We start from the raw sequence: 25598 nt of genomic DNA, 5'->3' as shown, positions 1-25598 counted from the left end.
CCGGCTCATCCGCTCGGGCGCGTCGCGAACAGCAGCAGGACGAGGCCGGCCGCCGGCAGCATGAGCCACAGCGCGGACCGATAGAGCAGCCAGGCCCATCGACCGTCGAAATCCGTCGGCTCGAACGTCCGGCGGGTATGCTCGCGGCGGAGGATGGCGAGCAGCGACAGCGACGTCCGGCTGAGGGCGAGAACCCGGAACAGCCCCGAAAGGCCGACCAGTACGACGACGGCGCAGACGGCGACGACGCGCCAGGACACGGTCGGATCACTCATCCCGGTACTCCACTTCCATCGGACGATGCCCACGCCCCCCGGCGAAAAGCGTTGCCGAGACCGGGCGGCCCGGCGAGAGGTCCCCACCGAGGCCAGGCGGAGCTCCGAGCGCGGCCGGCTCCCAAAAACCGGACAACGCCTGTTGCCAATGAGAACAAACCGTGTACATTCTGGCTCGGCTCCTCGTTGAGTCCGGCTTCCACCGCTGTCATAAGGGCCTTGCGCATGTCGTCAGCTCTGCGTCTCATCGAAAGCCCCACCATGGACAAGACCAAGGCGCTGGATGCAGCGCTTTCCCAGATCGAGCGAGCCTTCGGCAAGGGCTCGATCATGCGGCTCGGCAAGAACCAGCAGGCGGTCGAGATCGAGACCGTCTCGACGGGCTCGCTCGGGCTCGACATCGCGCTCGGGGTCGGCGGCCTGCCGCGCGGGCGGGTGATCGAGATCTACGGTCCGGAAAGCTCGGGCAAGACCACCCTCGCCCTGCACACGATCGCCGAGGCGCAGAAGAAGGGCGGCGTCTGCGCCTTCGTCGATGCCGAGCACGCGCTCGATCCCGTCTATGCCCGCAAGCTCGGGGTGAAGCTCGAAGACCTCCTGATCTCCCAGCCCGATACCGGCGAGCAGGCGCTCGAGATCTGCGACACGCTGGTGCGCTCGGGCGCGATCGACGTCCTCGTCGTGGATTCCGTCGCGGCCCTCACCCCGCGCGCCGAGATCGAGGGCGAGATGGGCGACGTCCAGCCCGGGTCCCAGGCGCGCCTCATGAGCCAGGCGCTCCGCAAGCTCACCGCCTCGATCTCCCGCTCGAAGGCGATGGTGGTCTTCATCAACCAGATCCGCATGAAGATCGGCGTGATGTACGGCTCGCCCGAGACGACGACGGGCGGCAATGCGCTCAAGTTCTACGCCTCCGTCCGCCTCGACATCCGGCGCGTCTCGACGCTGAAGGACCGCGACGAGGCCATCGGCAACGCCGTGCGGGTCAAGGTCGTCAAGAACAAGGTCGCGCCGCCCTTCAAGCAGGTCGAGTTCGACATCATGTTCGGCGAAGGCATCTCGAAGGCCGGCGAACTCGTCGATCTCGGCGTCAAGGCCGGGATCGTCGAGAAGTCGGGCTCCTGGTTCTCCTTCGACAGCCAGCGGCTCGGCCAGGGGCGCGAGAACGCGAAGTCGCTGCTGCGCGACAATCCCGACATCGCCAACCGGATCGAGCAGGCGATTCGCCAGAATGCCGGCCTCCTCGCCGACCGCATCCTCGAGACGGCGACGCCCACGGCGGAGGATCTCGACGAAGGCGTCGCCTGACCGGCACGGCCGGAGCGAGCGCACGGTACGGCGGCCGGAGAGAAGGTGCGGGCCGGGCCATTGCCCCGGCGCGCGCGCCAGCTTATGAGGGCGCCGCCGTTGGGGCGTCGCCAAGTGGTAAGGCAGCGGTTTTTGGTACCGCCATACGGAGGTTCGAATCCTCCCGCCCCAGCCAGCTCAACGCCGAGACGACAGCCCGCCCTCTTATCGGAACCCGGTTCGAGCCGCCGCGCTGCGGATCACGGCGCCCGGCGGAAGCACGGCCGGGATCACGGGCTCTCCTCGACCCGCGCCACCATGTAGGTCGCGCTTTCGTCGTAGCCGCGAAGCGCCGCCTCGAGCCGCGGATCGACGATGATCTCGAAGCCGAATGCCCGCCAGAGCCGGCTCGTGCCGTAGACCGACACGCAGGCGAGCGAGGCCAGCCCCCGAGACCGCGCCGTGGCGCGCAGATGATCGACATATCGGCCCGCCGCGCCGCTGCCCCTCCCCTCGGGCAGGACCGCGATGTCGTGCAGGTAGAGGCAGTCGGGATCCGGCGGGAGGGCGAGAAGATACGAATCGAGCCTCGGGATGTCGAAGAGGCGCCAGGGATGCGCCAGCGCGTAGCCGATCATCTCCTCGCCGCGGACGAGCTTCCGGCAGGCCTCGGGGCACAGCCCCGCCTTCTCCGCGAGCACGCTCACACGCTCGGGCAGGTCCGGATGGGCCGAGCGCGCGATGGCGTCGAGCCGAGGCAGATCCGCCTCGGTCAGGGGCTGCCAGACGGGGCGAGGCGAGGAGGAAGCGATCGCGATGACCTCGCTCAGAAAACAGGAGCCGGCCGGCGAGAGTGCCGTCCGGTTTCGTCCGGATCGACGGGTATCAGGCCGCGCTCGCCCCCTCGCCGGTCAGGGCCTTGGCGAAATTGGCGAAGAACTCGTCGGCGTATTTCTTGGCGACGCCGTTGATCAGCCGGCCGCCGAGCTGGGCGATCTTGCCGCCGACATTGGCCTCGACATCGTAGTTGAGAACCGTGCCGCCGCCCTCGGCATCGGCGAGCGAGACCTTGGCGCCGCCCTTCGCGAAGCCCGCGATCCCGCCCTGGCCTTCGCCGGAGATGGTGTAGCCGTTCGGCGGGTCGATATCGGTGAGCTTCACGTTGCCCTTGAAGGTCGCGGAGACGGGGCCGATCTTGACCTTCGCGCTCGCCGCGAAGCCGTCGTCCTCGGTCCGCGTCATCTCCTGGCAGCCGGGGATCGACCGCTTCAGGATCTCCGGATCGTTCAGGCCGGCCCAGACCGTCTGCCGGTCGACGGGCAGCGTCACGCTCCCGTTCATCGTCATCGCCATGGCGTCATCCTTCGGAAGTCTTGCTTTGGAACTCTCCCAACTCATGCCATCGCGGCGGACGCCTGCCTAGGGCGTGCGGTAGCCTGCAGGCGCGCTCCGCCTGAGCGGCCCGGGGCTGGCCCGACCTTTGCGGGCGCTCGTAGGCGGTATCCACCGCCGACGAAGGGCGCTGGCACCGCTTCGCATTCCGTGCATGATCACCATCGCTGACGCGATCCATCGCGGATGTGAATGGAACGGGACGATCAAGAGGCCGAATGGGAATCGAGGTCTTCGTTCAGCAGCTCATCAACGGGCTGACATTGGGGTCCATCTACGGGCTCATCGCCATCGGCTACACGATGGTCTTCGGCATCATCGGGATGGTGAACTTCGCCCATGGCGACGTCTTCATGCTCTCGGCCTTCATCGCGCTGATCGGCTTCCTCGTCCTCACGACGATCCTCGGCATCGGCTCGGTCGCCCTCGCCCTCTTCATCGCGATGCTGGTCGGCATGGTGCTGACCTCGCTCTGGGGCTGGAGCCTCGAGCGGCTGGCCTATCGGCCGCTGCGCGGGTCGTTCCGCCTCGCGCCGCTGATCTCGGCCATCGGCGTGTCGATCTTCCTGTCGAACTTCGTCCAGCTCGCCCAGGGCGCGCGCAACAAGCCGACCCCGCCGATGATGCAGGAGGTCATCCCGCTCTTCGAGCGCAACGGATACCTCGTCGCGCTGTCCTACAAGCAGCTCATCATCATGCTTGTGACGGCGACGCTGCTCACTGGCTTCTGGTACGTCGTTAAGAAGACCTCGCTCGGCCGCGCCCAGCGCGCCTGCGAGCAGGACCGCAAGATGGCGGCCCTCGTCGGCATCGACGTCGACCGGACGATCGCCCTCACCTTCGTGCTCGGCGCGGCCCTCGCCGCCGTCGCGGGCACGATGTACCTCCTCTATTACGGCGTCGTGAACTTCGCCGACGGCTTCATTCCGGGCGTCAAGGCCTTCACCGCGGCCGTCCTCGGCGGGATCGGCTCGCTCCCCGGCGCGGTGCTCGGCGGGCTCATCATCGGCCTCGTCGAGACGATGTGGTCGGCGGTCTTCCCGATCGAGTACAAGGACGTCGCCTCCTTCTGCATCCTCGCCATCGTCCTGACCTTCATGCCCTCCGGCATCCTCGGGCGGCCGGAAGTCGAGAAGGTCTGATGGCGACGCAGGTCCTCGCCCCGCAAGCCGGAGCCCTGGCCGGCGCGCCTCCCGCCGCCGACCTGCGCACGGCGCTGCGGAGCGCAGGTTTCGCGGCGCTAATCATGTTCGGGCTGACGATCCCGATCGTCGCCCTGCGGACGGACCAGGGGTCCTACGGCCTCGCCCTCACGCTCAGGCCCCACGCGGTCGCGCTGATGACGGCGATCGTCTTCGTCGTCGCCTTCGCCCGCGCGATCCGCCTGCGCCGGCCGGAGCGTCTCGGCGGCCCGTCGCTGCCGATGCGGATCGGCACGATCGTCGGGATCGGCCTCCTCCTCTGGCTGACGCATGGCCTCGTCGCGGCCCTGACGCCCCCGATCGCCGGCCTGGTCCTGCCCGGCGTCGCCCTCTCGTTCATGCCGCACAATGTCTGGCTCATCTGGATCGGCGTCATCTTCGCGATCATCCTCATCCAGGGCGTGGTCGTTCCCGCCGTGCCGGGCCTCGTCGAGGCGACACAGCGGAGCCGGGCCCGGTCCGAGAAGGATGCCGTCCGGACCGTCGCCGATCCCGCCGCCCGATCCCGGGTGACGCTCGGAACGCTGCTGAAATTCGCCTTTCTCGGCCTCGCCGTCTTCTTCCCGGCCATCATGGCGGGCTCGCTCGGCGGACTGAACGAGGCGCGCTACTGGATCGATCTCGGCATCCTCGTCCTGACCTACGTCATGCTGGGCTGGGGCCTGAACATCGTCGTCGGCCTCGCGGGCCTGCTCGATCTCGGCTACGTCGCCTTCTATGCGGTCGGCGCCTATTCCTACGCGCTGCTCTCGACGACTTTCGGGCTCTCGTTCTGGATCTGCCTGCCGCTCGCCGGCATCCTCGCCGCCTTCTGGGGCATCCTGCTCGGCTTCCCCGTGCTGCGGCTGCGGGGCGACTACCTCGCCATCGTCACCCTCGCCTTCGGCGAGATCATCCGCCTCGTCCTCATCAACTGGGTCGACGTCACGGGCGGCGGCGCGGGCATCTCCTCGATCCCGCGCGTCACCTTCTTCGGCATCCCGTTCACCGCGGACGAGGACGGCTTCGCGGCGCTGTTCGGCCTCACCTTCACGCCGATGCACCGCATCCTGTTCCTCTATTATCTCATCCTGGTGCTCGCCCTCGTCACGAATGCCGTGACGGTCCGGCTGCGGCGCCTTCCGGTCGGCCGCGCCTGGGAGGCCTTGCGCGAGGACGAGATCGCCTGCCGCTCGCTCGGCATCAACACGACGATCACGAAGCTCACCGCCTTCGCCATCGGGGCGATGTTCGGCGGCTTCGCCGGCTCCTTCTTCGCCGTGCGCCAAGGCTTCATCTCGCCGGAGAGCTTCACCTTCCTCGAATCGGCGATCGTGCTCGCCATCGTCGTGCTCGGCGGGATGGGGTCGCAGATCGGCGTCGCGATCGCGGCGATCTTCATGACCGCGGCGCCGGAGCTCCTGCGCAATCTCCACATCTTCAAGGAAGTCGGCTTCGATCCAACCGAGCTGCGCCTCATCCTCTTCGGCCTCGCCATGGTGCTGATGATGATCTGGCGGCCGCGCGGGCTGATCTCGGTGCGCGAGCCCTCGGTGATCCTCAAGGAGCGCAAGGCGATCTCCGGCACCCTCGTGAAGGAGGGGCACGGCTGATGCGCCGTCTCGACGATCCCGTGCTCACGGTCGAGCATCTGACCATGCGTTTCGGGGGCCTCACCGCGGTCTCCGACTTCTCCTTCGCCTGCGGCCGCGGCGACATCACCGCGCTGATCGGCCCGAACGGGGCCGGCAAGACGACGGTGTTCAACTGCATCACCGGCTTCTACCGCCCGACCGAGGGCATGCTGACGCTGCGCCCCCCGGCGGGGCCGACGCATCTCCTCGAACGCCTGCCGGGTCACGACATCACCTGGAAGGCGAAGGTCGCGCGCACCTTCCAGAACATCCGCCTCTTCTCGGGCATGACCGTGCTCGAGAACCTCATGGTGGCCCAGCACAACCCGCTGATGGCCGCCTCGGGCTACACCGTGCTCGGCCTCGTCGGCGCGCCCAGCTACAAGGCGGCGGAACGCGCGGCGATCGACAAGGCCGCCGCCTGGCTCGAGCGCACCGGCCTGATCGACCGGGCGGACGATCCGGCGGGCGAACTGCCCTACGGCGACCAGCGCCGGCTCGAGATCGCCCGCGCCATGTGCACCGATCCCGTGCTCCTCTGCCTCGACGAGCCGGCGGCGGGTCTCAATCCGCGTGAGTCGCTCGAACTGAACGATCTCCTGCTCTCGATCCGCGATCGCGACAGGACGTCGATCCTGCTCATCGAGCACGACATGTCGGTCGTCATGCAGATCTCCGATCACGTCGTCGTGCTCGATTACGGCGTGAAGATCGCGGACGGCCTGCCGGAGGAGATCCGGAACGATCCGAAGGTGATCGCCGCCTATCTCGGCGTCGAGGACGAGGAGGTCGAGGCGGTGGAGGCGGAGGTCGCCGAGGTGGCCCGGGCGGAGGCGCGCTCGTGACGGCACTTCTCTCGATCCGGGGCGTCGAGGCGGCCTATGGCGCCATCGTCGCGCTGAAGGGCGTCGATCTCGAGGTGAACCAGGGTGAGATCGTGACGCTGATCGGCTCCAACGGGGCCGGCAAGTCTACCCTGATGATGACGATCTTCGGCAATCCGCGCGCCCGGCGCGGGTCGATCGCCTTCGACGGGCGCGACATCACCGCGCTGCCGACGCACGAGATCGCGCGGCTGCGCATCGCCCAGTCGCCGGAGGGGCGGCGCATCTTCCCGCGCATGACCGTCTACGAGAACCTGCAGATGGGCGCCGAACTCGACGGCGCGGCCCATTTCCGGGAGGACCTCGAGCGCATGCTCGCGATCTTCCCGCGGCTGAAGGAGCGCCTTCACCAGCGCGGCGGCACGATGTCGGGCGGCGAGCAGCAGATGCTGGCCATCGCCCGCGCGCTGATGGCGCGGCCGCGCCTTCTCCTCCTCGACGAGCCTTCGCTCGGCCTCGCCCCGCTCATCGCCAAGCAGATCTTCGCGGTCGTGGCCGATCTCAACCGGCGCGAGGGGATGACCGTCTTCCTCGTCGAGCAGAACGCCTACCACGCGCTCAAACTCGCCCATCGCGGCTACGTCATGGTGACCGGCCAGATCACGATGTCGGGCACGGGCGCCGAACTCCTCGCCAATCCCGACGTCAAGGCGGCCTATCTCGAGGGCGGGGCGCATTGATGAACGCCGGACAGCCGCGTGCTATGAGGGATCCATGACCCGACGGCTCGACGAAGCGATCTCGCAGCTCCGAGGCCTTCCGCCCCGTGACCAGGACGATGCGGCCGCGGTGATCATGTCAATCGTCGAGGCGAGGCGGCCCCAGATGCGGCTGACGCCGGAGCAGATCGAGGAGGTCAAGCGCACCGAGGAGGGTCTGCTCGACGGTTCCGTGGAGCTTCTGACGGTCGAGCAAACCGAAGAGATGTGGCGCAGGCTCGGTGCTTGAGGATCCGCGCAACGAGTTCCGCCGAGCGCGACCTCGTCGGCATCAGACGCTACATCTCGGTGGACAACCCGCGTGCCGCACAACGCGTCGTCGGCCGGATCAGGAGTTCCGCGATGCGGCTGGTGGATCAACCGGAGATCGGGCGGCCAGGCGAAAGGGACGGGACGCGCGAATGGGTCGTGAGCGGACTGCCCTACATTATCGTCTACCGGGTGGACTGGACCCGAGCCGAGATCGTCCTCCTGAACGTCTTCCACGGCGCGCAGGATCGATAGGTCGGCTTACGCTCAGCAGGATGTGAACGATGCAAGGCATCCTCTACGAAGAATCCTCCGCCTGGCTCTGGGTCGGGGTGACGGTCGTCATCGGCGGCTGGACGGCCTGGATGACGGGGCGCGGCATCGCGCTCGCCTGGCGGCCGGCCTGGCAGGCGGCGCTGGCGGCGCTGCCGCTGACGGTGGCGGTGCGCTTCATCCACTTCGCGCTCTTCGAGGGGAGCTTCCTCTCGGTCCGCTATTACCTCGTCGATCTCGTGGTGGTGCTGGCCATCTGCCTCCTCGGCCACCGCTACACGCGGACCGGCCAGATGGCGCGGCAATATCGCTGGATGATCGAGCGGACGGGGCCGCTCTCGTGGCGCGAGACGGGGCGGGGCGGCCTCCACGAGGGCCGGTGACATCCGCTGCGATTTCGGCACAATGCCGCAGGACGGCCGAGATGCCGCTGGTCCGACCCTTGCAGTCGGATCGAGACGAGTGGCCCACCATTCCGGAGGAGAAGAGACGATGACCAAGAGGATTCTGGCCGGGCTCGCGCTCGGTCTCGGGCTCGCGGTGGCGGCGCCCGCCCAGGCTCAGCTCAAGGTGGCGGTCGCAGGTCCCCTCACGGGCAACAACGCGGCCTTCGGCGCCCAGCTCAAGAACGGCGCGGAACAGGCGGTGGCGGACATCAATGCCGCCGGCGGCATCCTCGGCCAGAAGATCGTCCTGACGGTCGGCGACGATGCGGGCGATCCGAAGACCGGCGTCTCCCTCGCCAACAAATTCGCGTCCGAGGGCGTGAAATGGGTCGTCGGACACTTCAACTCGGGCGTCTCGATCCCGACCTCGGAAATCTACCAGGAATCCAACATCATCCAGCTCAGCCCGGCCTCGACCAACCCGCGCTACACCGAGCGCAAGATGTGGAACACGTTCCGCATGTGCGGGCGCGACGACCAGCAGGGCAGCGTCGCCGGGAACTTCCTCGCCTCGAAGTTCAAGGGCAAGAAGATCGCGGTCATCCACGACAAGACGCCGTACGGCAAGGGGCTCGCGGACGAGACCCAGAAGACGATGAACGCCAAGGGCCTGAAGGAAGTCCTCTACGAGGGCGTCAACACGGGCGAGAAGGACTTCTCCGCCCTCGTCTCCAAGCTCAAGCAGGCCAATGTCGACCTCGTCTATTTCGGCGGCCTGCACACCGAAGCCGGCCTGATCGTCCGCCAGATGCGCGACCAGGGCCTGAACGCGCCGCTGATGTCCGGCGACGGCATCACCGACAAGGAATACGTCCAGATCGCGGGGCCCGGCGCCGAGGGCACCTACATGACCTTCGGCCCGGACGCCCGCAAGAACCCGGACGCCAAGGACGTGGTCGCCAAGTTCAAGGCGAAGAACATCGATCCGGAGGCCTACACGCTCTACAGCTACGCCTCCTTCCAGGTCCTGAAACAGGCCGCCGAGCAGGCGAAGTCGCTGGATTCGAAGAAGGTCGCCGCGGCGATCCATTCGGGCAAGGTCTTCAAGACCGTGATCGGCGACCTCTCCTTCGACAAGAAGGGCGACATCACCCGTCCGGACTACGTCATGTATGTCTGGCGGAAGGGCGCCGACGGCAAGATCGACTATTCGGGCAACGAAGTGGAGATGTAGGCGTCGCGAGATCGCCCGCCCCGCGGGGCGGGCGCCGTACGTTCCGAAGGCCCGTCGCATCCCGGCGGGCCTTCTCTATGGGGTGATGGACGTCAAGGGGCTGTGAACGTCGGTGATGGGTTGTTTGCAGAGTTATACGGTCTGCCGCCGAATCAGCCGTTTGGCTTCGCGTCCATCTCGGTCGGTCGGCGCACGCCCTGGTTCCCGGATGCTGCCCCTCAATCAAGATTATGGGGACGCAACTCGGCATCCGCATCGATGGGGCAATCGACAGCATTTCGCCGGATCGGCGTGGCTCCAACAACCTCAGGTCGATGCCTAAACCCGGTGTGACGCCCGGTTTCCGGTTGGCAGCGCGCGGGACAGGTCATAAATCTGGTCAACGCTTGGGAGTGCTGGCTTGGACGATAAGGAAGCTGAGGCCGTCGCGCTCGTACACGCGATCGAACCTATGAATGGGAAGGACGAGGTTCGAGACGCGAACCACACTGAGGTACAGGAGCTCAAGGCGGCCGGCGACATCGCGAGTTCGGTTGCGTACGTGAGCGACGTGCCGGATCTCGAGCACGAGGCGGCACTTGCGAATGGTCAGACAGCCCTCGCGGTCACGGATACCCGCTCTCGCCGCGCCCGCCTCTGGACTCGCCTAGAATCGGTTACGGTCCGCAACTTCAAAGCTACCCGGGAAGCGAATATTCCGTTGGGTCAGGTGACGATCCTCGTTGGGCCTAACGGGTCCGGCAAGTCGTCGGTCCTGCAGGCCGTCCACTGGGCGGCGCGCTCGGCCAGCTACATCGCCCCCAAGAACACGAAGGAGATGATTTCGTTCGAGAGGCTGGATTACGTCCCGTCGAGTGAGCCGCTGCGCACTGCGCACAAGAGCGAGCTAAAGACGGACGCGACATCGACGCCGGTCGAAGTCGTCTTCGCGCATGTCCCGGTCGGCGAGGAGCGCGCTCAGGCCAGCGTGAAGATTCGGGCCGCGCGGAATCGCGGAGGCATCACGGCTTACATGGAGGGCGGCGCAACCGTGACGCCCTATAAGCAGCGTTACCAGTTCATCACCGCCTACATCCCGGGTCTCGCTGGATTGTCGGAGCGGGAGAGTATTCTGGCGCAGCCTTCGCTCCGACGTCAGGCGGCTAGCGGAGACGCTGGGGGCGTCATGAGGAACATTCTCCTTAATCTCCGCAGCCGTCGTTTGAACGAGACGGACGAGGCGGAAGGAGTTGAGCGGCTCAGGCGGCTCAACGAATACGTCGGCACAGTGCATCCAAACATCCGCGTCGACGTGTCCTTCGACGAGCGCGAGGACTACCACATCTCTGCGACCTACTCATCGCCAGGTTTGGACAGTCAGCACCGGCCATTGGAGACGGCCGCAACGGGTCTGCTGCAGGTCATTCAGATCTTCGCATACTTGATCCTGTTCGAGCCGAAAATCATGCTGATTGACGAGCCGGACGCGCATCTACACCCGGACAAACAGGAACGTCTGATCGAGACGCTCGAACTAGCTGCCGCGGAGACTGATACCCAGATCATCCTTACGACGCACAGTCCGCACATCACGCGCGGCGCAAGCCCCGCTGCGAAGCTCGTGTGGATGAACGAGGGCCGGGTTCAGACCGACGATGGCGAGGCGATCCGCCGGCTACTCGGTTGGGGTGGTCTCGACAAGTCGGCGCTGTTCTTCGTCGAGGACGAGGACGACACGCCGCTTAGGGCGATCTTGCGCCAGTGGCCGGCGCTTTCACGACAACTCGCTGTGTGCCGGTGCTTCGGCATAGAGAACCTACCGAAGGACAAGCTTCTAAGCGGGCTGATCGTGGATGGGCATCTCAAGATCAAGGCGGTTATACACCGAGACGGCGACTTCATGTCTTCAGAAGAGGCTACCATGTGGTCGGATAGGTTCAGTACCGACGGCGTTTTTCCATGGGTGACCACCGGCTGCGACGTTGAGGCCTATTTCTGCACCGTCGGGCATCTCGCGGCTCTCTATGAGGTGCCGGTTACGACGGCGGAGAACTGGCGATGCGCTGCCGCCGGTAAGGTCAGCCAAGCACGGGACACGTTCTTTAACAAGCGCAAGCTGATAAATCGCGAACTCTACCCCGACGGCGGCTCTCCCAACTCTCAGGATTTATGGAACACGGCGGGCGGGGCGAATCCGGACACCGTGAAAGGCAAGAAGCTACTTGCCGCACTCAAGGTGGTCGTGAAGGACGCCGGATACGACGATCGGCTTTTAAACACCTACCGCATCACGGCTGACCACGAGGTCGCGAGCGATCTGCGTTTACTTCTGGAATCCTGCCTTTCTCCTTCTACTCAAGAAGTAGTCTAACGGCTGCACACTCACGATTCGGTCCTGACTACCAACCAATAGCGATTTCGCTGAGGCGAGGGCTTTCGACGTAGTTCAAAGCGTCGGTTCATCAGTAGTCGCCCGAAAGGTGCACCGGGTGACTTCGGTCGCCTGAAAGGTTCAGGCCGGCAACGGCCACCTCTTTGAGCATCTCCCACCAAACCACCTGCCCGAAAGCGGACAATTCGCACGTCTCAGACGGCTCGGAAGCAGACCGTCCCACCCGGGTCTTGGGCCTCTCTCCGAAGTCGACGCCGGGGCCCCTTCGTGATTGGGTCCGATGGAGTGAAGGCTCAAGCCTTTCGCGGGGTCGCCTGTGGCTCCTCGACCCGCCTTCGCGCTTTGTCATGCGGCCGGCAGTTCGCGCAGCTTGGGCACCTGCGAGGCGAGGATCACGAGTAGCTGGATCAGGAATCCGCCCGCCGCGACGAACAGGCAGGCGCCGACGCCGAAGCGCGCCGCCGTGAGCGCGCCGATCGCCGCGCCGATCGGGCGTGCGCCGAAGGTGGCGGTCACAATCAGGGCGGAGACGCGCCCGAGCATGCCGGCGGGCGTCACGGCCTGCCTGACCGTCATCGTGGTGATGGACCACAGCATCGGCCCCGCGCCGAACAGGAAGAAGCTCAGCCCGACGAGGTGGATCGAGGGGACGCGCAGCGTGAGCAGCATGACGCAGGACGCCACGAAGCCGCTCAGCGGACCGAGAACGATGACGGCCCCCAGCGGCAGCCGCCGTCCGAAGGCCGGGGCGGCCCAGGCTCCGGCGATCATGCCGATCCCGTAGATGCCGAGCGTCAGGCCGACCTCGGCGGCGCCGAGCCCCAGACTCTGCACCGCATAGGCGGCATAGACCGCCTGGAGGACGAACCACGCGGTGTTGAAAAAGATGGCCGTGACGAGGATCGGCCGGAGCAGGTCGTGGCGCGCGATGAAGCGCATGCCGTCCCGCAGATCGGCGAGGAGATCGCGCGGGGACGCCTCCCTCGGCCTCTCTTGGGGCAGGCCCGCGAGCAGCAGGGCCGCGAGGATCGACAGGATCGTCGCGAGAACATAGGCGACCGGCGCCCCGGTCCATCCGACGATGGCCCCGCCGAGCGCGGGCCCTCCGGCATAGGCGGCGCTGCGGGCGAGTTCCAGGACCCTGTTGGCCGCGCCGAGGCGATCGCGGGGAACGAGGCTCGGCACGAGCGCCGGGGCCGCGATGCTGTAGCAGACCGTCCCGATCGCCCCGGCGAAGCCAAGCAGCGCGAGCGCGGGAAGCGTCATCGCCTGCGCGGCGAGGAGGATGACGGTGATCCCCAGCGAGAGGGCGCGCAGGGCCTCCGATCCGATCATGAGCATCCGGCGCGAGGCGCGGTCGACCGCGAGCCCGACCGGGATGGCCAGAAGCAGGAAGGGCAAGGTCTGGGCGGTCTGGAGCCAGCCGGTTTCCGCCGGTCCCGCCGCCAGCAGCAGGACGGCCGCGAGGGGAGCGGCGGCAAGAGCGATCTGCTCGGAGAATTGCGCGAACAGGTTGGACCAGCCGACACGTCTGAACGCGAGCGGCAGGGCGGTGGCGGAAGGCGGCATGACGGATCCCGGAGCCGGAGAAGGACCGTAGATTCCGCGCGCCCGCCCGACGCGCCATCCGTTTCCTGGCGCCGTATCCGCAAGGCCGGGCGGCTCTCGCGCGCCGGCCCGGCATCGCCGCTACAGCGTCTTGTACATGATCGTCGTCGCGTCCCAGGCATCGGCAATGGGGTCGCGGCAATAGCCCGGGATCGTCCCGCAGATGCTGTAGCCGAGCGAGGCGTAGAGCGGCTCGGCCGCATCGCCGGTGCGGGTATCGAGCGTGACGAGGCTGCGCCCCCGCTCGCGCGCGGCCGTTTCGAGCTCGGCCATCAGGGCCCGCGCGACGCCGCGGCGGCGATGGCGGGGATGGACGAGGAGCTTTCGCGCCTCCGCCCGATGCGGCTGGTTCGGGGGCGTGTCGATGTCGAGCTGGACGGTGCCCGCGATCTCCTCTGCGTCCCGCAGGACGAGGAGGATCCGGGTCCCGGCCCGCACGGCCGGCAGCACCGCCTCGCGCCAGAAGCGCATGGCATCGTCGCGGCCGAAGGGCAGGACATAGCCGACGCTCGCGCCGGCATGGACGCAGGCATGGAGGAGATCGGCCAGCGCCGGACCATCGCGCTCGAGGTCGCCGGGGGCCAGACGATCGATCCGCATCGCGCTCACACCAAAAAGAGGAGATAGCGGGCGCCGGCACCGGCCGGCGTCTCGAAGACGCTCGGCCCGAACAGGCGGTAGCGCAGACAATCGCCGGCGCCGAGCCGATGGGTCTCGCCCTCGATCGTCACGGCGAGGCTGCCCTCGAGCATGACGAGATGGTGCTCGAGCCCCGGCCGCGGCGTCCGCTCATAGGCAATGCGCGCGCCGGCCCGGAGCCGGCCTTCGACGACCTCGGCCGCGAGGCCGGATCCGGGCGGCGAGACCGATAGCCGTTCGAACCCCGCTTCGGCATCGGACCAGAGCGGCTGCTGATCGCGCCGGACCAAGGGTGTCCCCGCCTCCTCGACCAGTGCCATCAGCCGCGACATGGAGAGGCCGAAGGCCGCGCAGAGACGGTTGAGGACGCTCGCGGTCGGGCTGACCTCGGCATGTTCGAGGCGCGACAGCGTCGCCCGGCTGACCCCGCTCGCGCGGGCCAGTTCGTCGAGAGACCAGGCGCGCTCGGCCCGCAGGCCGCGAAGGCGGGCGGCGAGCCGCTCATCCGTGAACCGTCCGTCCATATGCGAGAAATTATCCCGAATATGGACGGACCGCAAGACGACCTCGTCAGGCGATGATGGTCCGCTCCGCGACGGGTCTCAGCGCCCCGCGGAGGTCCGGGTCTTCTCCCCCGCCTCATCCGTCGATGTCGCGTAGGCGAACCCGACGAGGGAGCCGCCGAGGATGTTCCCGAGCGTCGCCGGGACGAGATTGCCCGCGATGCCGGCGAGAGAGACCGCGTCTCCTGCCCCGCCCACGCTCCCCTGCACCATCAGCGCGTAGGGCAAGAGATACATGTTCGCCACGGAATGCTCGAACCCTGCGGCGACGAAGGCGGCGACGGGAAGGGTGAGACCCGCCAGCTTCTGCGTGAGCGTCCGCCCGGCATAGGCCATCCAGACCGCGAGGCAGACGAGCATGTTGGCGAGGATGCCGCTCGCCAGCATCGCGGCGAACGGATTGCCGACCTTGGCCTGGCCGAGTTCGACCGCCGCGCGGCCGACCGCGCCGTCGCCGGCCTCGTGCAATCCGGCGCCGAGGACCAGCAGCGCGAGGAGCACCGCTCCGGCGAGATTGGCGAGATAGACGATCCCGAGGGCCTTCAGCGCCTGGGCCGCGCCGATCCGGCCATCCGCGACCACGGCCGTCATCATGGTGTTGCCGGTGAAGAGCTCCGCCCCGGCGACGATCACAAGCCCGAGCCCGACCGAGAAGACGAGCCCCGCCAGGACCTGGCCCGCCCCGTAGGGCATGGCCTCGGCCCCGGCGAGCGCGACCGTCGCGAGGATGCCCCCGATCCCGATATAGACGCCGGCGAGCAGGCCGAGCACGATCATCGCAGAGGCGGGCAGCGCCGCCTTGTCGGCCAGCGCCGCGAACACCTCCTCCCGGAGATCGGCCGGTTCCGGCGCGGAGAGCGGGTGGGCCATCGAGACCTCCGCCTCAATCGGCCCCGACGCGCACGGGGACCGATTTCGCGGCCGGCGTCTTGCTCTCCTCGGCGAAGTGCCAGAGGGGAATGAGCGCGTTGCATTCCGGGTAATAGGCCGCGCAGGTCCCGGCGGGGATGTCGTAATCGATCACCTCGAAGCCGCCCATGCTGCGCAGGATGCCGTCATCGACGGCCGTGGTGAGGCGGGCGGTGCCCTTCTCCGCGATGCCGAAACGGACCCGGTCCTGCCGGTTCATCATCACGATCATGCGGGAATCGTGGATGCCGCGCAGGCGGTCCGCGTAGCCGTAGACGGTGGTGTTGAACTGATCGTTCGACCGCAGCGTGATCAAGCGCAGCACGTCCGGATCGGTGCCGTCGTCGAAGCTCGCCGACAGGGCTTTCGGCACCTTGAAATTGGCCCGGCCGGTCTCCGTCTCCCAGCGGCGCTCGCGCGCCGCGATCGGCCGCGGGAAGCCGCCGGGCGTGTCGAGGCGCTGGTTGAAATCGCGGAAATCGTCCGGGTAGGAGGCCTCGATCGCGTCGCGGATCATCGCGTAATCGGCCACCCAGGCGTCCCACGGCACCTTCGGATTGGCCGGCAGCGTCGCCTTGGCCAGTTCGGCGACGATGCGCGGCTCCGACAGAAGCGTCTCGGCCGCCGGCGTCCAGGTGCCGCGCGAGGCGTGGATGCAGGTCGTCGAATCCTCCATCGTCACGATCTGCGGGCCGCTCTCCTGGGTGTCGATCTCCGATCTCACCAGCGTCGGCAGGAGATAGCTCGCCGCACCGACGACGAGATGCGATCGGTTGAGCTTGGTCGCGATCTGGACGGAGAGATCGATCCCCCGCCATTTCTCCTCCATCAGCTCGCGCTCTGGGATGGCGCGGACGAAATTGCCGCCGAGGCCGATGAAGGCGCGCACCCGGCCGGCGACGATCGCCTCGCAGGCCTCGACCGTGGCCATGCCGTCCTCGCGCGGCGGCTCGAAACCGAACTGCTCGGCCATCTGGTCGAGCGGCACGAGTTCGACCTTCTCGGCGATGCCGACCGTGCGCTGGCCCTGCACGTTCGAATGTCCCCGCACCGGGCAGAGGCCGGCGCCGGGCACCCCGATCTGGCCGCGCATCAGCATGAGGTTGACCAGCATCTGCACGCTGTCGACGCCCAGCCGGTGCTGGGTCAGGCCCATGCCGTAGATGGCGATGATGCGCTCGGCCTTGCCGAAGGTGGCGGCGGCAGCCTCGATCTCGGCTCTCTGCAATCCCGACGCCGCGAGGATCTCGTCCCAGTCCGCGGCGCGGACCGCCGCCTCGAACTCCGCGAAACCGTGGCAATGCTCGGCGATGAAGGCCTCGTCGAGGATGCGCCGTCCGCCGTCCGCCTTCGCCGCGTCGTCCGAGGCCAGCAGAACCTTCGCCATCCCCATCATGGCGGCGATGTCTCCGCCCGCGCGGAGCTGGTAATATTGGGTGGCGATCTGCGTCGGCGCGTTGGCGAGCATCTGAGTGACGCGCTGCGGATTGGCGAATTCCTCCCAGCCGCGCTCGCGGAGCGGGTTGAACACGACGATCGGCGCGTCGCGCTCGCGCACCTCCTGGAGCTGATGCAGCAGCCGAGGCGCATTCGTGCCGACATTCTGGCCGAAGGAGACGATGCAGTCCGCCTTCTCGAAATCCTCGAGCAGCACCGTGCCCACGGGCGTGCCGATGCTCTGCGGCAAGGCCACCGAGGTCGTCTCGTGGCACATGTTCGAGCTGTCCGGCAGGTTGTTGTGGCCGTAGAGCCGCGCGAAGAGCTGGTACATGTAGGAGGTCTCGAGCGAGGCTCGGCCCGAGGCGTAGAACACGGTGTCCTTCGGCTCGTAGGTCCGAAGCTTGGCCCCGATCTCGGCGAAGGCATCCTGCCAGGACACCTCGACATATCGGTCGCTGGCCGCGTCGTAACGCATCGGATGCGTGAGCCGACCTTCGTTCTCGAGGTCGTAATCGGACCAGCCGAGCAGGTCGGAGACCGTATGCCTCGCAAAGAAGTCCGGCGTCGTGCGCTTCGCGGTCCGCTCCCAGAACGTCGCCTTCGCGCCGTTCTCGCAGAACTCGGCGAGATGCGGCTTGCCCGGCTTGGCCCAGGCGCAGCTCGTGCACATGTAGCCGCCCGGTTTGTTGTGATGCCTCATCAAGCCCGGAGCGCTCGCGACGGCCTTCTGGCGCGTCGCGTGTTTGACGAGCGATTTGACGGAGCCCCAGCCGCCGGTCGGCTGGTCATACGGCGTATAGCGGGCTCGGCGAGCCATGGGCGATCCCCTCCCTTGATTTGAGGGACAATGGAAGGATCGATCCCGGGGTTCCTGTCCCGGCCGATCTGTCGCGGGCCAGCAGACGTTCCGAATTCAGGACGGGGCCGGATCTGCGATGCGCAGCTTCCGGCCGACATCCTCTCGGATACTCCGATCATTACTTCAGCGAAGAGCGATTTCTCCTGACGATATCTTTGAGCGGCGCTTGCCGGTATTGATTCTTCGATCCGACGCATCAAAGGCAATGCGCCGGCAGGAGCACAGGCGCGCCCGTGAGGAGGAGGCCGACGAAGCCGGCCCAGGTTCCGACGAGGGCGAGACGCGCCAGCCCGCGCGGATCGGAGTCCGGGCGTGCCCGGTGCGAGGAGAGGGCCAGCCAGAGGGCGAGGCCGAGCAGGATCAGCCACAGCGCGATCAGGGCTCCGTTGAGCACCGTCAGCGGCCCGAGGATCTCGCGGGTCCAGCCGAGACCGCAGCCGAGACCGTGCAGCCCGTACAGGAGCGAGAAGCCTGCGGCCCACAGCGTGAGCCCGGCGAGGGATCGCATCACCAGCGCCATGACGCGGCTCCGGGCAGGCCGATCGCCGCGAGCACGAGGAGCATCGCAGCGAGCGTGTAGCGCAGCCACAGCCGCACCACGCGCGGCTCGAGCATCCGGGCGGGCGAGACGTATCCCGCGGCGAGGCGATGGCGGACGAAGGCGAGCATGAGCATCGCGATCGACCCATGGACGACACCATAGCCGAGAAGGACCCAGACCACGGCGCCATAGGCATGGCCCGACGGGGCGGGCAGGCCGAGCCAGCCGAAGGCGAGCAGCGCGAGCACGGCGGCGCCGAGTGCCGTCGCCGCAAGCCCGTAGCCGGCGCGCGCGCGCGCCGTCGCCGCGGCGCGCGATGCGGCGAGGCCCTCGCGTTCGGCGAGGAACGCGGCGAGCACGGCGAGGAGGACGATGCCGGCGGCGGCGAAGGAGGGTCGGGCCATCTCGGGTGGCGGCCAGCCCGGGGCGACGGTCGCGAGGAAGGCGTAGCCGAACAGGAGCGACATGAGGAAGGTCGCATCCGCCGTCAGCGTGAAGACGCTGCCCCACCATCCCGGCGCCTCCTCCGCCTCGTGATGGGGCGGAGCCACCGCGCCGCGCCCCGCATCGAGAGGTCCGCGATCCGTGTCGCTTCCGAGCGCGGCGGCCCAGCGCCAGGCCAGCGCCGCGACGACGACGAGGGCGACCGGCGCCAGCCAGTAGAGCCCGACGAGAAGCGCGAGGAAGAAGCAGCCCGTCGCGGCCGCGGTCGCGATCGGCAGCCAGGAATTGCCCGGCAGCACCACCACCTCGGTCAGCCGCCCCGAGACCATCTCGACGCCGGTCGTCTCGCGCAGACCCTCGCGGTCGCGGCCGAGATAGCCCTCCCCGGCCGCGAGCGAGCGTGCGAGCGCGTGGCCCCGGTCAAGCGGTTCGCGCGTCTCGACATGCGGCAGGCTCGCGAGGTTGTAGCTCGGGACGGGCATGGGCAGCGCCCATTCCAGCGTCGCGGCGCGCCAGGGATTGCGCGAGGAGCGCCGCCCGAACAGCACCGCGAGGCCGAGATCGATCACGACGACCGCGAAGCCGATCGCCATGACGAAGGAGCCCATCGAGGAGACGAGGTTCGGCCAGTCCCAGCCGAGGCCGGGCTGGTAGGTATAGACCCGCCGCGGCATGCCGAGGAGGCCCGTGAGGTGCATCACGAGGAAGGTGACGTTGAAGCCGGCGAAGACGAGCCAGAAGCCGAGCCGTCCGAGCAGCGGGTGGGACCGGCGCCCCGTCAGCCGCGGCAGCCAGTAATAGATCCCTGCCATCATCGGAAACATGAAGCCGCCGATGAGCACGTAGTGCAGATGCGCCGTGACGAAGGCGGTGTCGTGGACCTGCCAGTTCAGCGGGACCATGGCCAGCATGACCCCGGTCAGTCCGCCGAGCAGGAAGATGAAGAAGAAGCCGCCGATATAGAGCATCGGCAGCCACAGCATCGGCCGGCCGGCCCACATCGTTGCGAGCCAGCCGAAGATCTGCACGACCGTCGGCACCGCGACGAGCGCCGAGGCGGCGGAGAAGAAGGCCAGCGCCAGGTGCGGGATGCCGGTCGCGAACATGTGGTGGACCCACAGGCCGAAGCTGAAGAAGCCCAGCACCAGGATCGAGCCGACGATCCAGCCGTAGCCGATCAGGGAATGGCGGACCATCACGGGCAGCACCGTCGAGACGATGCCGGCGGCCGGCAGGAAGATGATGTAGACCTCGGGGTGGCCGAAGAGCCAGAACAGGTGCTGCCAGAGCAGCGGGTGCCCGCCGCGCTCCGGGTCGAAGAAGGGCCAGCCGAAGGCCCGCTCGATCTCGAGCAGGGTCGAGGCGAGGATCAGCGGCGGGAAGCCGACCACCATCATCCCGGCCGTGACGAGGATGTACCAGGCGAAGATCGGCATGCGCATCAGCGACATGCCCGGCGCCCGCAGCTTGAGCACGCTGACGGTGAGCTCGATCGCCGCGCAGACGGCCGAGATCTCGACGAAGGTGATGCCGAGCAGCCAGACATCGGCGTTGATGCCGGGCGTATACGTCTTCGAGGCGAGCGGCGTGTACATGAACCACCCGCCATCCGGCGCGAGGCCGAGGGCCATCGCGCCGAGGAGGATGAAGCCGCCGAAGAGATAGCACCACCAGCCGAAGGCGGAGAGGCGCGGGAAGGCGAGGTCGCGCGAACCGAGCAGCTTCGGCAGCATGTACATGGCCAGCCCCTCGAAGAAGGGGATGGCGAACATGAACATCATCAGGCTGCCATGCATGGTGAAGAGCTGGTTGTAGATCTCCGGCCCGACGAAGGCCGCGCGCGGCGTCGAGAGCTGGGCGCGGATCAGCATGGCGAGCACGCCGCCGATCGCGAAATAGACGGAGGCGGCGATCATGAAGCGAAGGCCGAGATCGCTGTGATTGACGTTCGTCAGGACGCCCCGCCATCCGCGCGGCCGGCCCCAGATCGTCTCGAGCGCGTTGTGCAGCTTCAGCGCCGTCATCGCGCAGCCCCCCTCTCGAGGTCTGCCCAGGCCTCGGGATCATGGGCGACGAGCGTGAAGCCCATCTCCGCGTGGCCGGTGCCGCAGAACTCGGCGCAGACCCCGCCGTAGCGGCCCGGCACGTCGGCGCGGATCAGGATGCGGTTGCGCATGCCCGGGATCGCATCGATCTTGCCGGCGAGGCGCGGCACCCAGAAGCTGTGGATCACGTCGGCGCTCGTGACCACGATCTCGACGGTGCGGCCGGCCGGAACGTCCAGGATGTCGCGCCGCGTCACGGAACCTCCTTGGCCTTCGCGGGTAAACTGCCAGTGCCAGCGTTCGGCGCGGGCCTCGATCGAGAGGGCGGGACGTTCGCGGGCGCCGATGATCCGCTCGCCGAGCACGACCCCGTAGATGGTCGCGACGCTCAGCAGGACGAGCGGGAAGACGAGGCCGCCGCCGACGAGGAACAGGCGCTGCGACACCGCCCGGCTCCGCCGGCGGCGCAGCGCGAGGAGGAACAAGCCGAAGATGACGACGAAGGACAGAGCCGCCAGGACCAGCAGGACGAGCATCAGGACCGAGATGCTGCGCGCGGCCGGGCCGGCCGGATCGAGCGTCGAGAGCGGGCCGGCGCAGCCGCCGAGACCCGCCGCGAGCCCCGCCGCAATTGCCGCCGGGGCCAGCCGATGAGCGGCCGCGAGAAGCCGCGGACCGGCGATGCGGATCTCGACGCGCTTCATGCCGAGGAGGTCTTCAGCGACACCGACACCCGCATCGCCGTCGCCGGACATCCCATCCATGCCATGCTGGTCGCCTTCCCGATCGCGCTGACGGTCTGCACCTTCGGCGCGGACCTGTTCTACTGGTGGACGGGGGACCCCTTCTGGGCCCGCGTCGCCCTCTGGGCGATCGGAGCGGGCTTCCTGATGGGGCTCCTCGCGGGGCTGACCGGAACGGTCGAACTCCTGCTCGTGCCGGGCATCCGCTCGCGCCCGCCGAGCTGGACGCATTTCGTGATCGCGATGTCTCTGCTCAGCATGCTCGGCGCGAATTTCGGGCTGCGGCTCGGCGGCTACGAGGCGGCGGTGCTGCCCTTCGGCATCCTGCTCTCGGCGCTCTGCGTCGGCTTCACGGGTCTGACGGGCTGGCACGGCGGCAAACTCGTCTTCGACTATCGGCTCGGCACGGGCGGCACGGCGAGCTGACGGCCGAGGGGCGTGCGCAGCCAATCGGGCATCAGCCCGGCATCCAGAGGCGGCTTGAACAGGACCGCGAACAGGATCGCGGTCATCACGGCGAGCCCGGCGAGCAGCAGGATCGCGGGCGGGATGGCGGGGCGGGCATAGCCCTCCTCGCTGAGCCGCGCGACGCAATGGCCGAGATAGGTGTGCAGGATCACGAGGAGGCCGATCAGCGCGAGCTTGACGAACATCCAGGGCTCGAAGACCCATCGGGCGAAGAGCAAGGCGCCGCCGGCGAAGGTCGCGATCACCGCGGCCGGACTGACGCAGAAATTGTAGGCGAAATGCGCGAAGACGCGCATCCGGGCACCTTCCCCGGCCCGGATCGGGTTGTCGGCCCGCGCGAGGAGGATCGGCAGCATCAGCAGGCCCGCGCACCAGAGCGAGAGGCCGGCGATATGGGTGAATTTCAGGGCCGCGATCACGCGGCGGCCTCGGCGAGCCGGCGCCCCGTCCGCAGAGCGAAGGCGCCGTACAGGAAGAAGGCCGGGACCCACATCAGGAGGCCGCCGAGCTGCTGGTCGCTCAAGGGGTCGAGCCCCCAGGGCAGCGAGGCCAGCCCGTGCACCTCGTAGAGGGCGCGGGGGGCGAAGGTCAGCAGCGCGCCGAGCAGCCCCATCTGTCCCGCCCCGGCGCCGATGGCCAGCAGCGCGGCGACGGGGGAGGTCGCCGGAGCCAGGACGACGCGCCAGAACCAGACGAAGCTCGCGAGCAGCGCGATCTGGAGGGCCCAATAGACCGCCGTGCTCTCATAGGCGGCCGCATAGGCGGCGGGCCAATGCCACGCCCACAGGACGATCGTCGAGGCTGCGAGCGGCAGCGCGATGCGGGAGCCGCGGGGAGCGGGAAGCGCCTGCGCCAGGAACGGCGCGGCGATCCCGAGGATGACGAGGTGATTGAACGAGCGCGCCGAAAACAGGGCGGAGCCGAGCGCGCAGAGAGGCGAGACGAAGGCGAGCGCGAGTGCTGCGATGCCGAGGCCCCACGCCGCTCGCGCCTGCCCAGGTCGCAGCGCCAGGACGGCAAGAGCCGCGGCCACGAGGACCGCGAGAAGCGCCGGATCGAGATTCCAACTCGACCAGATGGTGGATGGGAGGGGAGCCTGGCCGCAATAGGGAACCACCTCGGGATCGGCCATGCTTCTCCTTGTCTCCTGCCTCGCCGCCGGCATCGCGGCGCTGCAGCCGGGCGAGGCTGCGTCCGTTCAGTGTTGACGCCCCGGATGCGGGGAAGGTTCCATCCCGGCCGCACCCGGCCACCACGAACCATCAAGCCGCAGGCACGCGGCGCGCGCCATTGTTGCGGCGGCGAGCGTTCGATTTCGGCCCGGCACAAACGGGATGAGCCGGCGTTGGCCCGCCGACACCAGGAGCATCCCATGCGCAAATCGATCATCGCGGCCGTCAGCGCGGTCGCTCTCATCGCCACGTCGGCGGCGGCCCTGGCTCAGGCCGGCGGCGGCAATCCCACCTCGGGTGAAGGAACCTCGTCGGGCCAGGCCGGACGGACGGGCCAGACGCCGGGGAAGTAAGAAGATCGCGGGCGGCCCGGCCTTCGCCGGGCGCGAGCCTATCGCGCCTTCGCGGCGCCCCAACCTGCGCCGGCGGCGAGGACGAGCGATGCGACCGCGTTGAGGCCGGCGAGGGACAGCCCTCCCCACAGGCGCCACGCCGCTTCGGAGCAACTGACGACGCGCGTCGTCTCGAGGCCCTTGAGCAGGTCGTCGACCGTGCCCGAGACGGCCGTGCCCCCGCCGCATGAACTCGGCCCGGGCCAGAAGCTCCATTCGGCGCCGGCGTGATAGGCGCCGAGCCCCGCGCTTGCGAGGAAGACGAGCGCCAGAAGACCGAGGCCCGCGCGGCGCAGACGCGGATCGGGCGCCACCGCCGTCAGGACGGCGAGCGGGATGCCGGCATAATAGGGCCAGCGCTGCCACAGACAGAGCTGACACGGCACGAGCCCGCCGACATGCTCCGACAGGAGCGCCCCGCCGACGGTCGCCGCAGCGGCGATCGCGATCGCGAGGGCGACGGCCCGGGTCGAGATCGCCATCCCGCCGCCTTCAGCCCAGGAACTTCAGGCTCGCGAAGCCTGCGATCACGATGACGACGAGGATCACGAAGATCAGCGTCAGGTGCTTGTCCATGATCGCGCGGATCTGCGGCCCGTAGCGCCCGATCATCGCTGCGATCAGACCGAACCGTGCGCCGCGGGTGATGAGGGAGAGCACCGTGAACCAGAACAGGTCGTAGCTGGCGAAGCCCGAGGTGATGGTGACGAGCTTGTAGGGGATCGGCGTCAGCCCCTTCAGCAGGATGATCCAATGCCCCCAGGCGGCATAGGCCGCGCGGAACTCCTCCGCCTTGGATTCGAGCCCGTAGACGCGGAAGAGCCAGAGCCCGACGGAATCATAAAGCAGCGCGCCGATGGCGTAGCCGGCGAGGCCTCCCGCGACCGAGGTGATCGTGCAGAGCGCGGCATAGAACCAGGCCCGCTCCGGGCGTGCGAGCGCCATCGGCACCAGCATCACGTCCGGCGGCACCGGAAAGAACGAACTCTCGCTGAACGAGACGGCACCGAGTGCCCAGGGCGCGGAGGGACGGGCCGAGAGGTTCAGCACCCAGTCGTAGAGGCGTCGCAGCATGGTTCCGGACGTCGCGACCGAATCCCGCTCGGCCGGCCGCTTTTGAGCACGGGATCGCCGGTGACGCCAGCGCCGCCCGGCCGGCGCTCCGCGTCGGATCACCGCGTATCGTCATCCTTCGGACGGAAACCACTCCCCAGCCGGGCGGTTCACCTTCCTTTGGGAGACCACCATGCCGAGCCCGCAGGAGCTTGAAGCCGCGTTCTGGAAGGCCCTCCGGTCCGATATGACCGTGATGCTCGGCCTCGATGGCGTCGAGGACGGTCATGCCCGGCCGATGACGGCGCAGGTCGAGGGCGACACGGGGCCGATCTGGTTCTTCACCTCGACGGAGAACGGCATCGCCCGCAAGCTCGGCGGCGACGACCGGGCGATCGCGACCTTCACGTCGAAAGGCCACGATCTCTTCGCGACCCTGCACGGCACCCTCTCCCGCGATCAGGACCGCGCCACGATCGACCGTCTCTGGAACCGCTACGTCGCGGCCTGGTACGAAGGCGGCAAGGACGATCCGAAACTCGTCCTGCTTCGCCTCGATCCGGAGAAGGCCGAGATCTGGCAGGATGCGTCGAGCATCGTGGCCGGGATCCGGATGCTGCTCGGGGCCGACCCCAAGAAGGAATACCGCGACCAGACCGCGACCGTCGATCTGCGCTGACCCGGCGCTGACGCGAAATGCGCCCCGGCGGGCGCGCAATTGCGGCAAGACGACCGTCCCGCGGCCGTCTTTCGGCATTGCCTTGGGCGCCCCCTGTCACCCATAATGGCTGCGCCGCATTTCATTCCCGTGCCGCTCCCGCGAGGCTTTTCCGTCGA

General features: G+C 68.2%; 28 protein-coding genes and 1 tRNA gene. 14 read left to right on the top strand and 15 right to left on the bottom strand.

The window, feature by feature from the left end:
- Positions 1–5: 5 nt before the first annotated feature.
- Complete coding sequence (locus tag EV668_RS12205; protein WP_133770391.1) at positions 6–275, bottom strand: hypothetical protein; 270 nt, start codon at positions 273–275, stop codon at positions 6–8.
- Positions 276–536: 261 nt separating this feature from the next.
- Between EV668_RS12205 and recA the strand changes: the two genes are divergently transcribed.
- On the top strand, positions 537–1583 hold the full coding sequence (recA, locus tag EV668_RS12200) for a recombinase RecA (RefSeq protein WP_245513131.1): 1047 nt from the start codon (positions 537–539) through the stop codon (positions 1581–1583).
- Between the two features lie 100 nt (positions 1584–1683).
- Positions 1684–1758, top strand: a tRNA-Gln gene (locus EV668_RS12195).
- Between the two features lie 94 nt (positions 1759–1852).
- Here the strand turns inward: EV668_RS12195 and EV668_RS12190 are convergent.
- Together EV668_RS12190 and EV668_RS12185 are read right to left on the bottom strand one after the other, a co-directional pair.
- Positions 1853–2269, bottom strand: coding sequence for a GNAT family N-acetyltransferase (locus EV668_RS12190; RefSeq protein ID WP_342636830.1), 417 nt, complete (start codon positions 2267–2269; stop codon positions 1853–1855).
- 178 nt (positions 2270–2447) lie between these two features.
- Positions 2448–2915, bottom strand: coding sequence for an SRPBCC family protein (locus EV668_RS12185; protein WP_133770385.1), 468 nt, complete (start codon positions 2913–2915; stop codon positions 2448–2450).
- A gap of 263 nt (positions 2916–3178) precedes the next feature.
- Between EV668_RS12185 and EV668_RS12180 the strand changes: the two genes are divergently transcribed.
- From EV668_RS12180 to EV668_RS12140, 9 genes are all read left to right on the top strand, one after another.
- The gene (locus EV668_RS12180) at positions 3179–4096 is read left to right on the top strand and encodes an ABC transporter permease subunit (RefSeq protein WP_133771958.1); all 918 of its coding nucleotides are present in this window, start codon (positions 3179–3181) and stop codon (positions 4094–4096) included.
- Positions 4096–5748, top strand: a complete 1653-nt coding sequence (livM, locus tag EV668_RS12175; protein WP_133770383.1) for a high-affinity branched-chain amino acid ABC transporter permease LivM — start codon at positions 4096–4098, stop codon at positions 5746–5748. The genes EV668_RS12180 and livM overlap by 1 nt, the downstream gene beginning before the upstream one ends.
- Positions 5748–6614, top strand: coding sequence for an ABC transporter ATP-binding protein (locus EV668_RS12170; RefSeq protein ID WP_133770381.1), 867 nt, complete (start codon positions 5748–5750; stop codon positions 6612–6614). The genes livM and EV668_RS12170 overlap by 1 nt, the downstream gene beginning before the upstream one ends.
- Positions 6611–7333 (top strand): ABC transporter ATP-binding protein, encoded by a 723-nt coding sequence (locus EV668_RS12165; protein ID WP_133770379.1) that lies wholly within the window; start codon positions 6611–6613, stop codon positions 7331–7333. The genes EV668_RS12170 and EV668_RS12165 overlap by 4 nt, the downstream gene beginning before the upstream one ends.
- A gap of 34 nt (positions 7334–7367) precedes the next feature.
- Positions 7368–7601 (top strand): hypothetical protein, encoded by a 234-nt coding sequence (locus EV668_RS12160; RefSeq protein ID WP_133770377.1) that lies wholly within the window; start codon positions 7368–7370, stop codon positions 7599–7601.
- Entirely contained in the window at positions 7598–7876 is a 279-nt protein-coding gene (locus EV668_RS12155) for a type II toxin-antitoxin system RelE/ParE family toxin (protein WP_133770375.1), read from the top strand. The genes EV668_RS12160 and EV668_RS12155 overlap by 4 nt, the downstream gene beginning before the upstream one ends.
- A gap of 29 nt (positions 7877–7905) precedes the next feature.
- On the top strand, positions 7906–8277 hold the full coding sequence (locus tag EV668_RS12150) for a DUF6867 family protein (RefSeq protein WP_133770373.1): 372 nt from the start codon (positions 7906–7908) through the stop codon (positions 8275–8277).
- Positions 8278–8386: 109 nt separating this feature from the next.
- The gene (locus tag EV668_RS12145) at positions 8387–9514 is read left to right on the top strand and encodes a branched-chain amino acid ABC transporter substrate-binding protein (RefSeq protein WP_133770371.1); all 1128 of its coding nucleotides are present in this window, start codon (positions 8387–8389) and stop codon (positions 9512–9514) included.
- Between the two features lie 400 nt (positions 9515–9914).
- A complete protein-coding gene (locus EV668_RS12140) occupies positions 9915–11864 on the top strand; it encodes an ATP-dependent nuclease (protein ID WP_208111527.1) in 1950 nt (649 codons plus the stop codon).
- Between the two features lie 366 nt (positions 11865–12230).
- Here the strand turns inward: EV668_RS12140 and EV668_RS12135 are convergent, their stop codons facing one another.
- The 8 genes from EV668_RS12135 to coxB form a co-directional block, all read right to left on the bottom strand.
- Positions 12231–13454: an MFS transporter gene (locus EV668_RS12135; protein WP_133770369.1), complete on the bottom strand. Its 1224-nt coding sequence runs from the start codon at positions 13452–13454 to the stop codon at positions 12231–12233.
- A gap of 120 nt (positions 13455–13574) precedes the next feature.
- Positions 13575–14093, bottom strand: coding sequence for a GNAT family N-acetyltransferase (locus tag EV668_RS12130; protein WP_133770367.1), 519 nt, complete (start codon positions 14091–14093; stop codon positions 13575–13577).
- A 5-nt stretch (positions 14094–14098) separates the two neighbouring features.
- A complete protein-coding gene (locus EV668_RS12125; protein WP_133770365.1) occupies positions 14099–14656 on the bottom strand; it encodes a helix-turn-helix domain-containing protein in 558 nt (185 codons plus the stop codon).
- Positions 14657–14734: 78 nt separating this feature from the next.
- Entirely contained in the window at positions 14735–15565 is an 831-nt protein-coding gene (locus EV668_RS12120; RefSeq protein ID WP_133770363.1) for a formate/nitrite transporter family protein, read from the bottom strand.
- A 13-nt stretch (positions 15566–15578) separates the two neighbouring features.
- The gene (locus EV668_RS12115) at positions 15579–17861 is read right to left on the bottom strand and encodes an FdhF/YdeP family oxidoreductase (RefSeq protein ID WP_133770361.1); all 2283 of its coding nucleotides are present in this window, start codon (positions 17859–17861) and stop codon (positions 15579–15581) included.
- Positions 17862–18099: 238 nt separating this feature from the next.
- Positions 18100–18423 (bottom strand): hypothetical protein, encoded by a 324-nt coding sequence (locus tag EV668_RS12110; RefSeq protein ID WP_133770359.1) that lies wholly within the window; start codon positions 18421–18423, stop codon positions 18100–18102.
- Positions 18411–20912 carry a cytochrome c oxidase subunit I gene (ctaD, locus tag EV668_RS12105; protein WP_133770357.1) on the bottom strand — a complete coding sequence of 834 codons (2502 nt, stop codon included), beginning with the start codon at positions 20910–20912 and terminating at the stop codon, positions 18411–18413. The genes EV668_RS12110 and ctaD overlap by 13 nt, the downstream gene beginning before the upstream one ends.
- Positions 20909–21637 carry a cytochrome c oxidase subunit II gene (coxB, locus tag EV668_RS12100; RefSeq protein WP_133770354.1) on the bottom strand — a complete coding sequence of 243 codons (729 nt, stop codon included), beginning with the start codon at positions 21635–21637 and terminating at the stop codon, positions 20909–20911. Before coxB ends, ctaD begins: the two co-directional genes overlap by 4 nt.
- Between coxB and EV668_RS12095 the strand changes: the two genes are divergently transcribed.
- Positions 21584–22102: a DUF2231 domain-containing protein gene (locus EV668_RS12095; protein ID WP_133770352.1), complete on the top strand. Its 519-nt coding sequence runs from the start codon at positions 21584–21586 to the stop codon at positions 22100–22102. The two genes, coxB and EV668_RS12095, sit on opposite strands and share 54 nt — an antisense overlap.
- Here EV668_RS12095 and EV668_RS24785 read toward each other — a convergent pair.
- Together EV668_RS24785 and EV668_RS12085 are read right to left on the bottom strand one after the other, a co-directional pair.
- Entirely contained in the window at positions 22069–22563 is a 495-nt protein-coding gene (locus tag EV668_RS24785; protein WP_166652441.1) for a CopD family protein, read from the bottom strand. The two genes, EV668_RS12095 and EV668_RS24785, sit on opposite strands and share 34 nt — an antisense overlap.
- Positions 22560–23276: a cytochrome c oxidase assembly protein gene (locus EV668_RS12085; RefSeq protein ID WP_133770348.1), complete on the bottom strand. Its 717-nt coding sequence runs from the start codon at positions 23274–23276 to the stop codon at positions 22560–22562. The genes EV668_RS24785 and EV668_RS12085 overlap by 4 nt, the downstream gene beginning before the upstream one ends.
- Positions 23277–23516: 240 nt before the next feature.
- Between EV668_RS12085 and EV668_RS24780 the strand changes: the two genes are divergently transcribed.
- Complete coding sequence (locus EV668_RS24780) at positions 23517–23669, top strand: hypothetical protein (protein WP_166652440.1); 153 nt, start codon at positions 23517–23519, stop codon at positions 23667–23669.
- A gap of 38 nt (positions 23670–23707) precedes the next feature.
- Here the strand turns inward: EV668_RS24780 and EV668_RS12080 are convergent, their stop codons facing one another.
- A complete protein-coding gene (locus EV668_RS12080; protein ID WP_133770346.1) occupies positions 23708–24190 on the bottom strand; it encodes a disulfide bond formation protein B in 483 nt (160 codons plus the stop codon).
- A 10-nt stretch (positions 24191–24200) separates the two neighbouring features.
- Entirely contained in the window at positions 24201–24782 is a 582-nt protein-coding gene (locus EV668_RS12075; RefSeq protein WP_133770344.1) for a YqaA family protein, read from the bottom strand.
- A 172-nt stretch (positions 24783–24954) separates the two neighbouring features.
- On the opposite strand from EV668_RS12075, the gene EV668_RS12070 reads away from it, so the two are divergent.
- On the top strand, positions 24955–25440 hold the full coding sequence (locus EV668_RS12070; protein ID WP_133770342.1) for a pyridoxamine 5'-phosphate oxidase family protein: 486 nt from the start codon (positions 24955–24957) through the stop codon (positions 25438–25440).
- The last annotated feature ends 158 nt before the right edge of the window (positions 25441–25598 follow it).

It is taken from the genome of Enterovirga rhinocerotis (assembly GCF_004363955.1).
Classification (GTDB): domain Bacteria; phylum Pseudomonadota; class Alphaproteobacteria; order Rhizobiales; family Beijerinckiaceae; genus Enterovirga; species Enterovirga rhinocerotis.
Note: the sequence above shows the minus strand (reverse complement) of the source record. Positions and strands in the feature narration are given on the sequence as shown.

Coding starts and splice junctions, on each gene's coding strand:
- EV668_RS12205 (WP_133770391.1), bottom strand. CDS start 275: ATGAGTGATCCGACCGTGTCCTGGCGCGTCGTCGCCGTCTGCGCCGTC.
- recA (WP_245513131.1), top strand. CDS start 537: ATGGACAAGACCAAGGCGCTGGATGCAGCGCTTTCCCAGATCGAGCGA.
- EV668_RS12185 (WP_133770385.1), bottom strand. CDS start 2,915: ATGGCGATGACGATGAACGGGAGCGTGACGCTGCCCGTCGACCGGCAG.
- livM (WP_133770383.1), top strand. CDS start 4,096: ATGGCGACGCAGGTCCTCGCCCCGCAAGCCGGAGCCCTGGCCGGCGCG.
- EV668_RS12170 (WP_133770381.1), top strand. CDS start 5,748: ATGCGCCGTCTCGACGATCCCGTGCTCACGGTCGAGCATCTGACCATG.
- EV668_RS12160 (WP_133770377.1), top strand. CDS start 7,368: ATGACCCGACGGCTCGACGAAGCGATCTCGCAGCTCCGAGGCCTTCCG.
- EV668_RS12150 (WP_133770373.1), top strand. CDS start 7,906: ATGCAAGGCATCCTCTACGAAGAATCCTCCGCCTGGCTCTGGGTCGGG.
- EV668_RS12145 (WP_133770371.1), top strand. CDS start 8,387: ATGACCAAGAGGATTCTGGCCGGGCTCGCGCTCGGTCTCGGGCTCGCG.
- EV668_RS12135 (WP_133770369.1), bottom strand. CDS start 13,454: ATGCCGCCTTCCGCCACCGCCCTGCCGCTCGCGTTCAGACGTGTCGGC.
- EV668_RS12130 (WP_133770367.1), bottom strand. CDS start 14,093: ATGCGGATCGATCGTCTGGCCCCCGGCGACCTCGAGCGCGATGGTCCG.
- EV668_RS12125 (WP_133770365.1), bottom strand. CDS start 14,656: ATGGACGGACGGTTCACGGATGAGCGGCTCGCCGCCCGCCTTCGCGGC.
- EV668_RS12120 (WP_133770363.1), bottom strand. CDS start 15,565: ATGGCCCACCCGCTCTCCGCGCCGGAACCGGCCGATCTCCGGGAGGAG.
- EV668_RS12115 (WP_133770361.1), bottom strand. CDS start 17,861: ATGGCTCGCCGAGCCCGCTATACGCCGTATGACCAGCCGACCGGCGGC.
- EV668_RS12110 (WP_133770359.1), bottom strand. CDS start 18,423: ATGGCGCTGGTGATGCGATCCCTCGCCGGGCTCACGCTGTGGGCCGCA.
- ctaD (WP_133770357.1), bottom strand. CDS start 20,912: ATGACGGCGCTGAAGCTGCACAACGCGCTCGAGACGATCTGGGGCCGG.
- EV668_RS12095 (WP_133770352.1), top strand. CDS start 21,584: ATGAGCGGCCGCGAGAAGCCGCGGACCGGCGATGCGGATCTCGACGCG.
- coxB (WP_133770354.1), bottom strand. CDS start 21,637: ATGAAGCGCGTCGAGATCCGCATCGCCGGTCCGCGGCTTCTCGCGGCC.
- EV668_RS12085 (WP_133770348.1), bottom strand. CDS start 23,276: ATGGCCGATCCCGAGGTGGTTCCCTATTGCGGCCAGGCTCCCCTCCCA.
- EV668_RS24780 (WP_166652440.1), top strand. CDS start 23,517: ATGCGCAAATCGATCATCGCGGCCGTCAGCGCGGTCGCTCTCATCGCC.
- EV668_RS12080 (WP_133770346.1), bottom strand. CDS start 24,190: ATGGCGATCTCGACCCGGGCCGTCGCCCTCGCGATCGCGATCGCCGCT.
- EV668_RS12075 (WP_133770344.1), bottom strand. CDS start 24,782: ATGCTGCGACGCCTCTACGACTGGGTGCTGAACCTCTCGGCCCGTCCC.
- EV668_RS12070 (WP_133770342.1), top strand. CDS start 24,955: ATGCCGAGCCCGCAGGAGCTTGAAGCCGCGTTCTGGAAGGCCCTCCGG.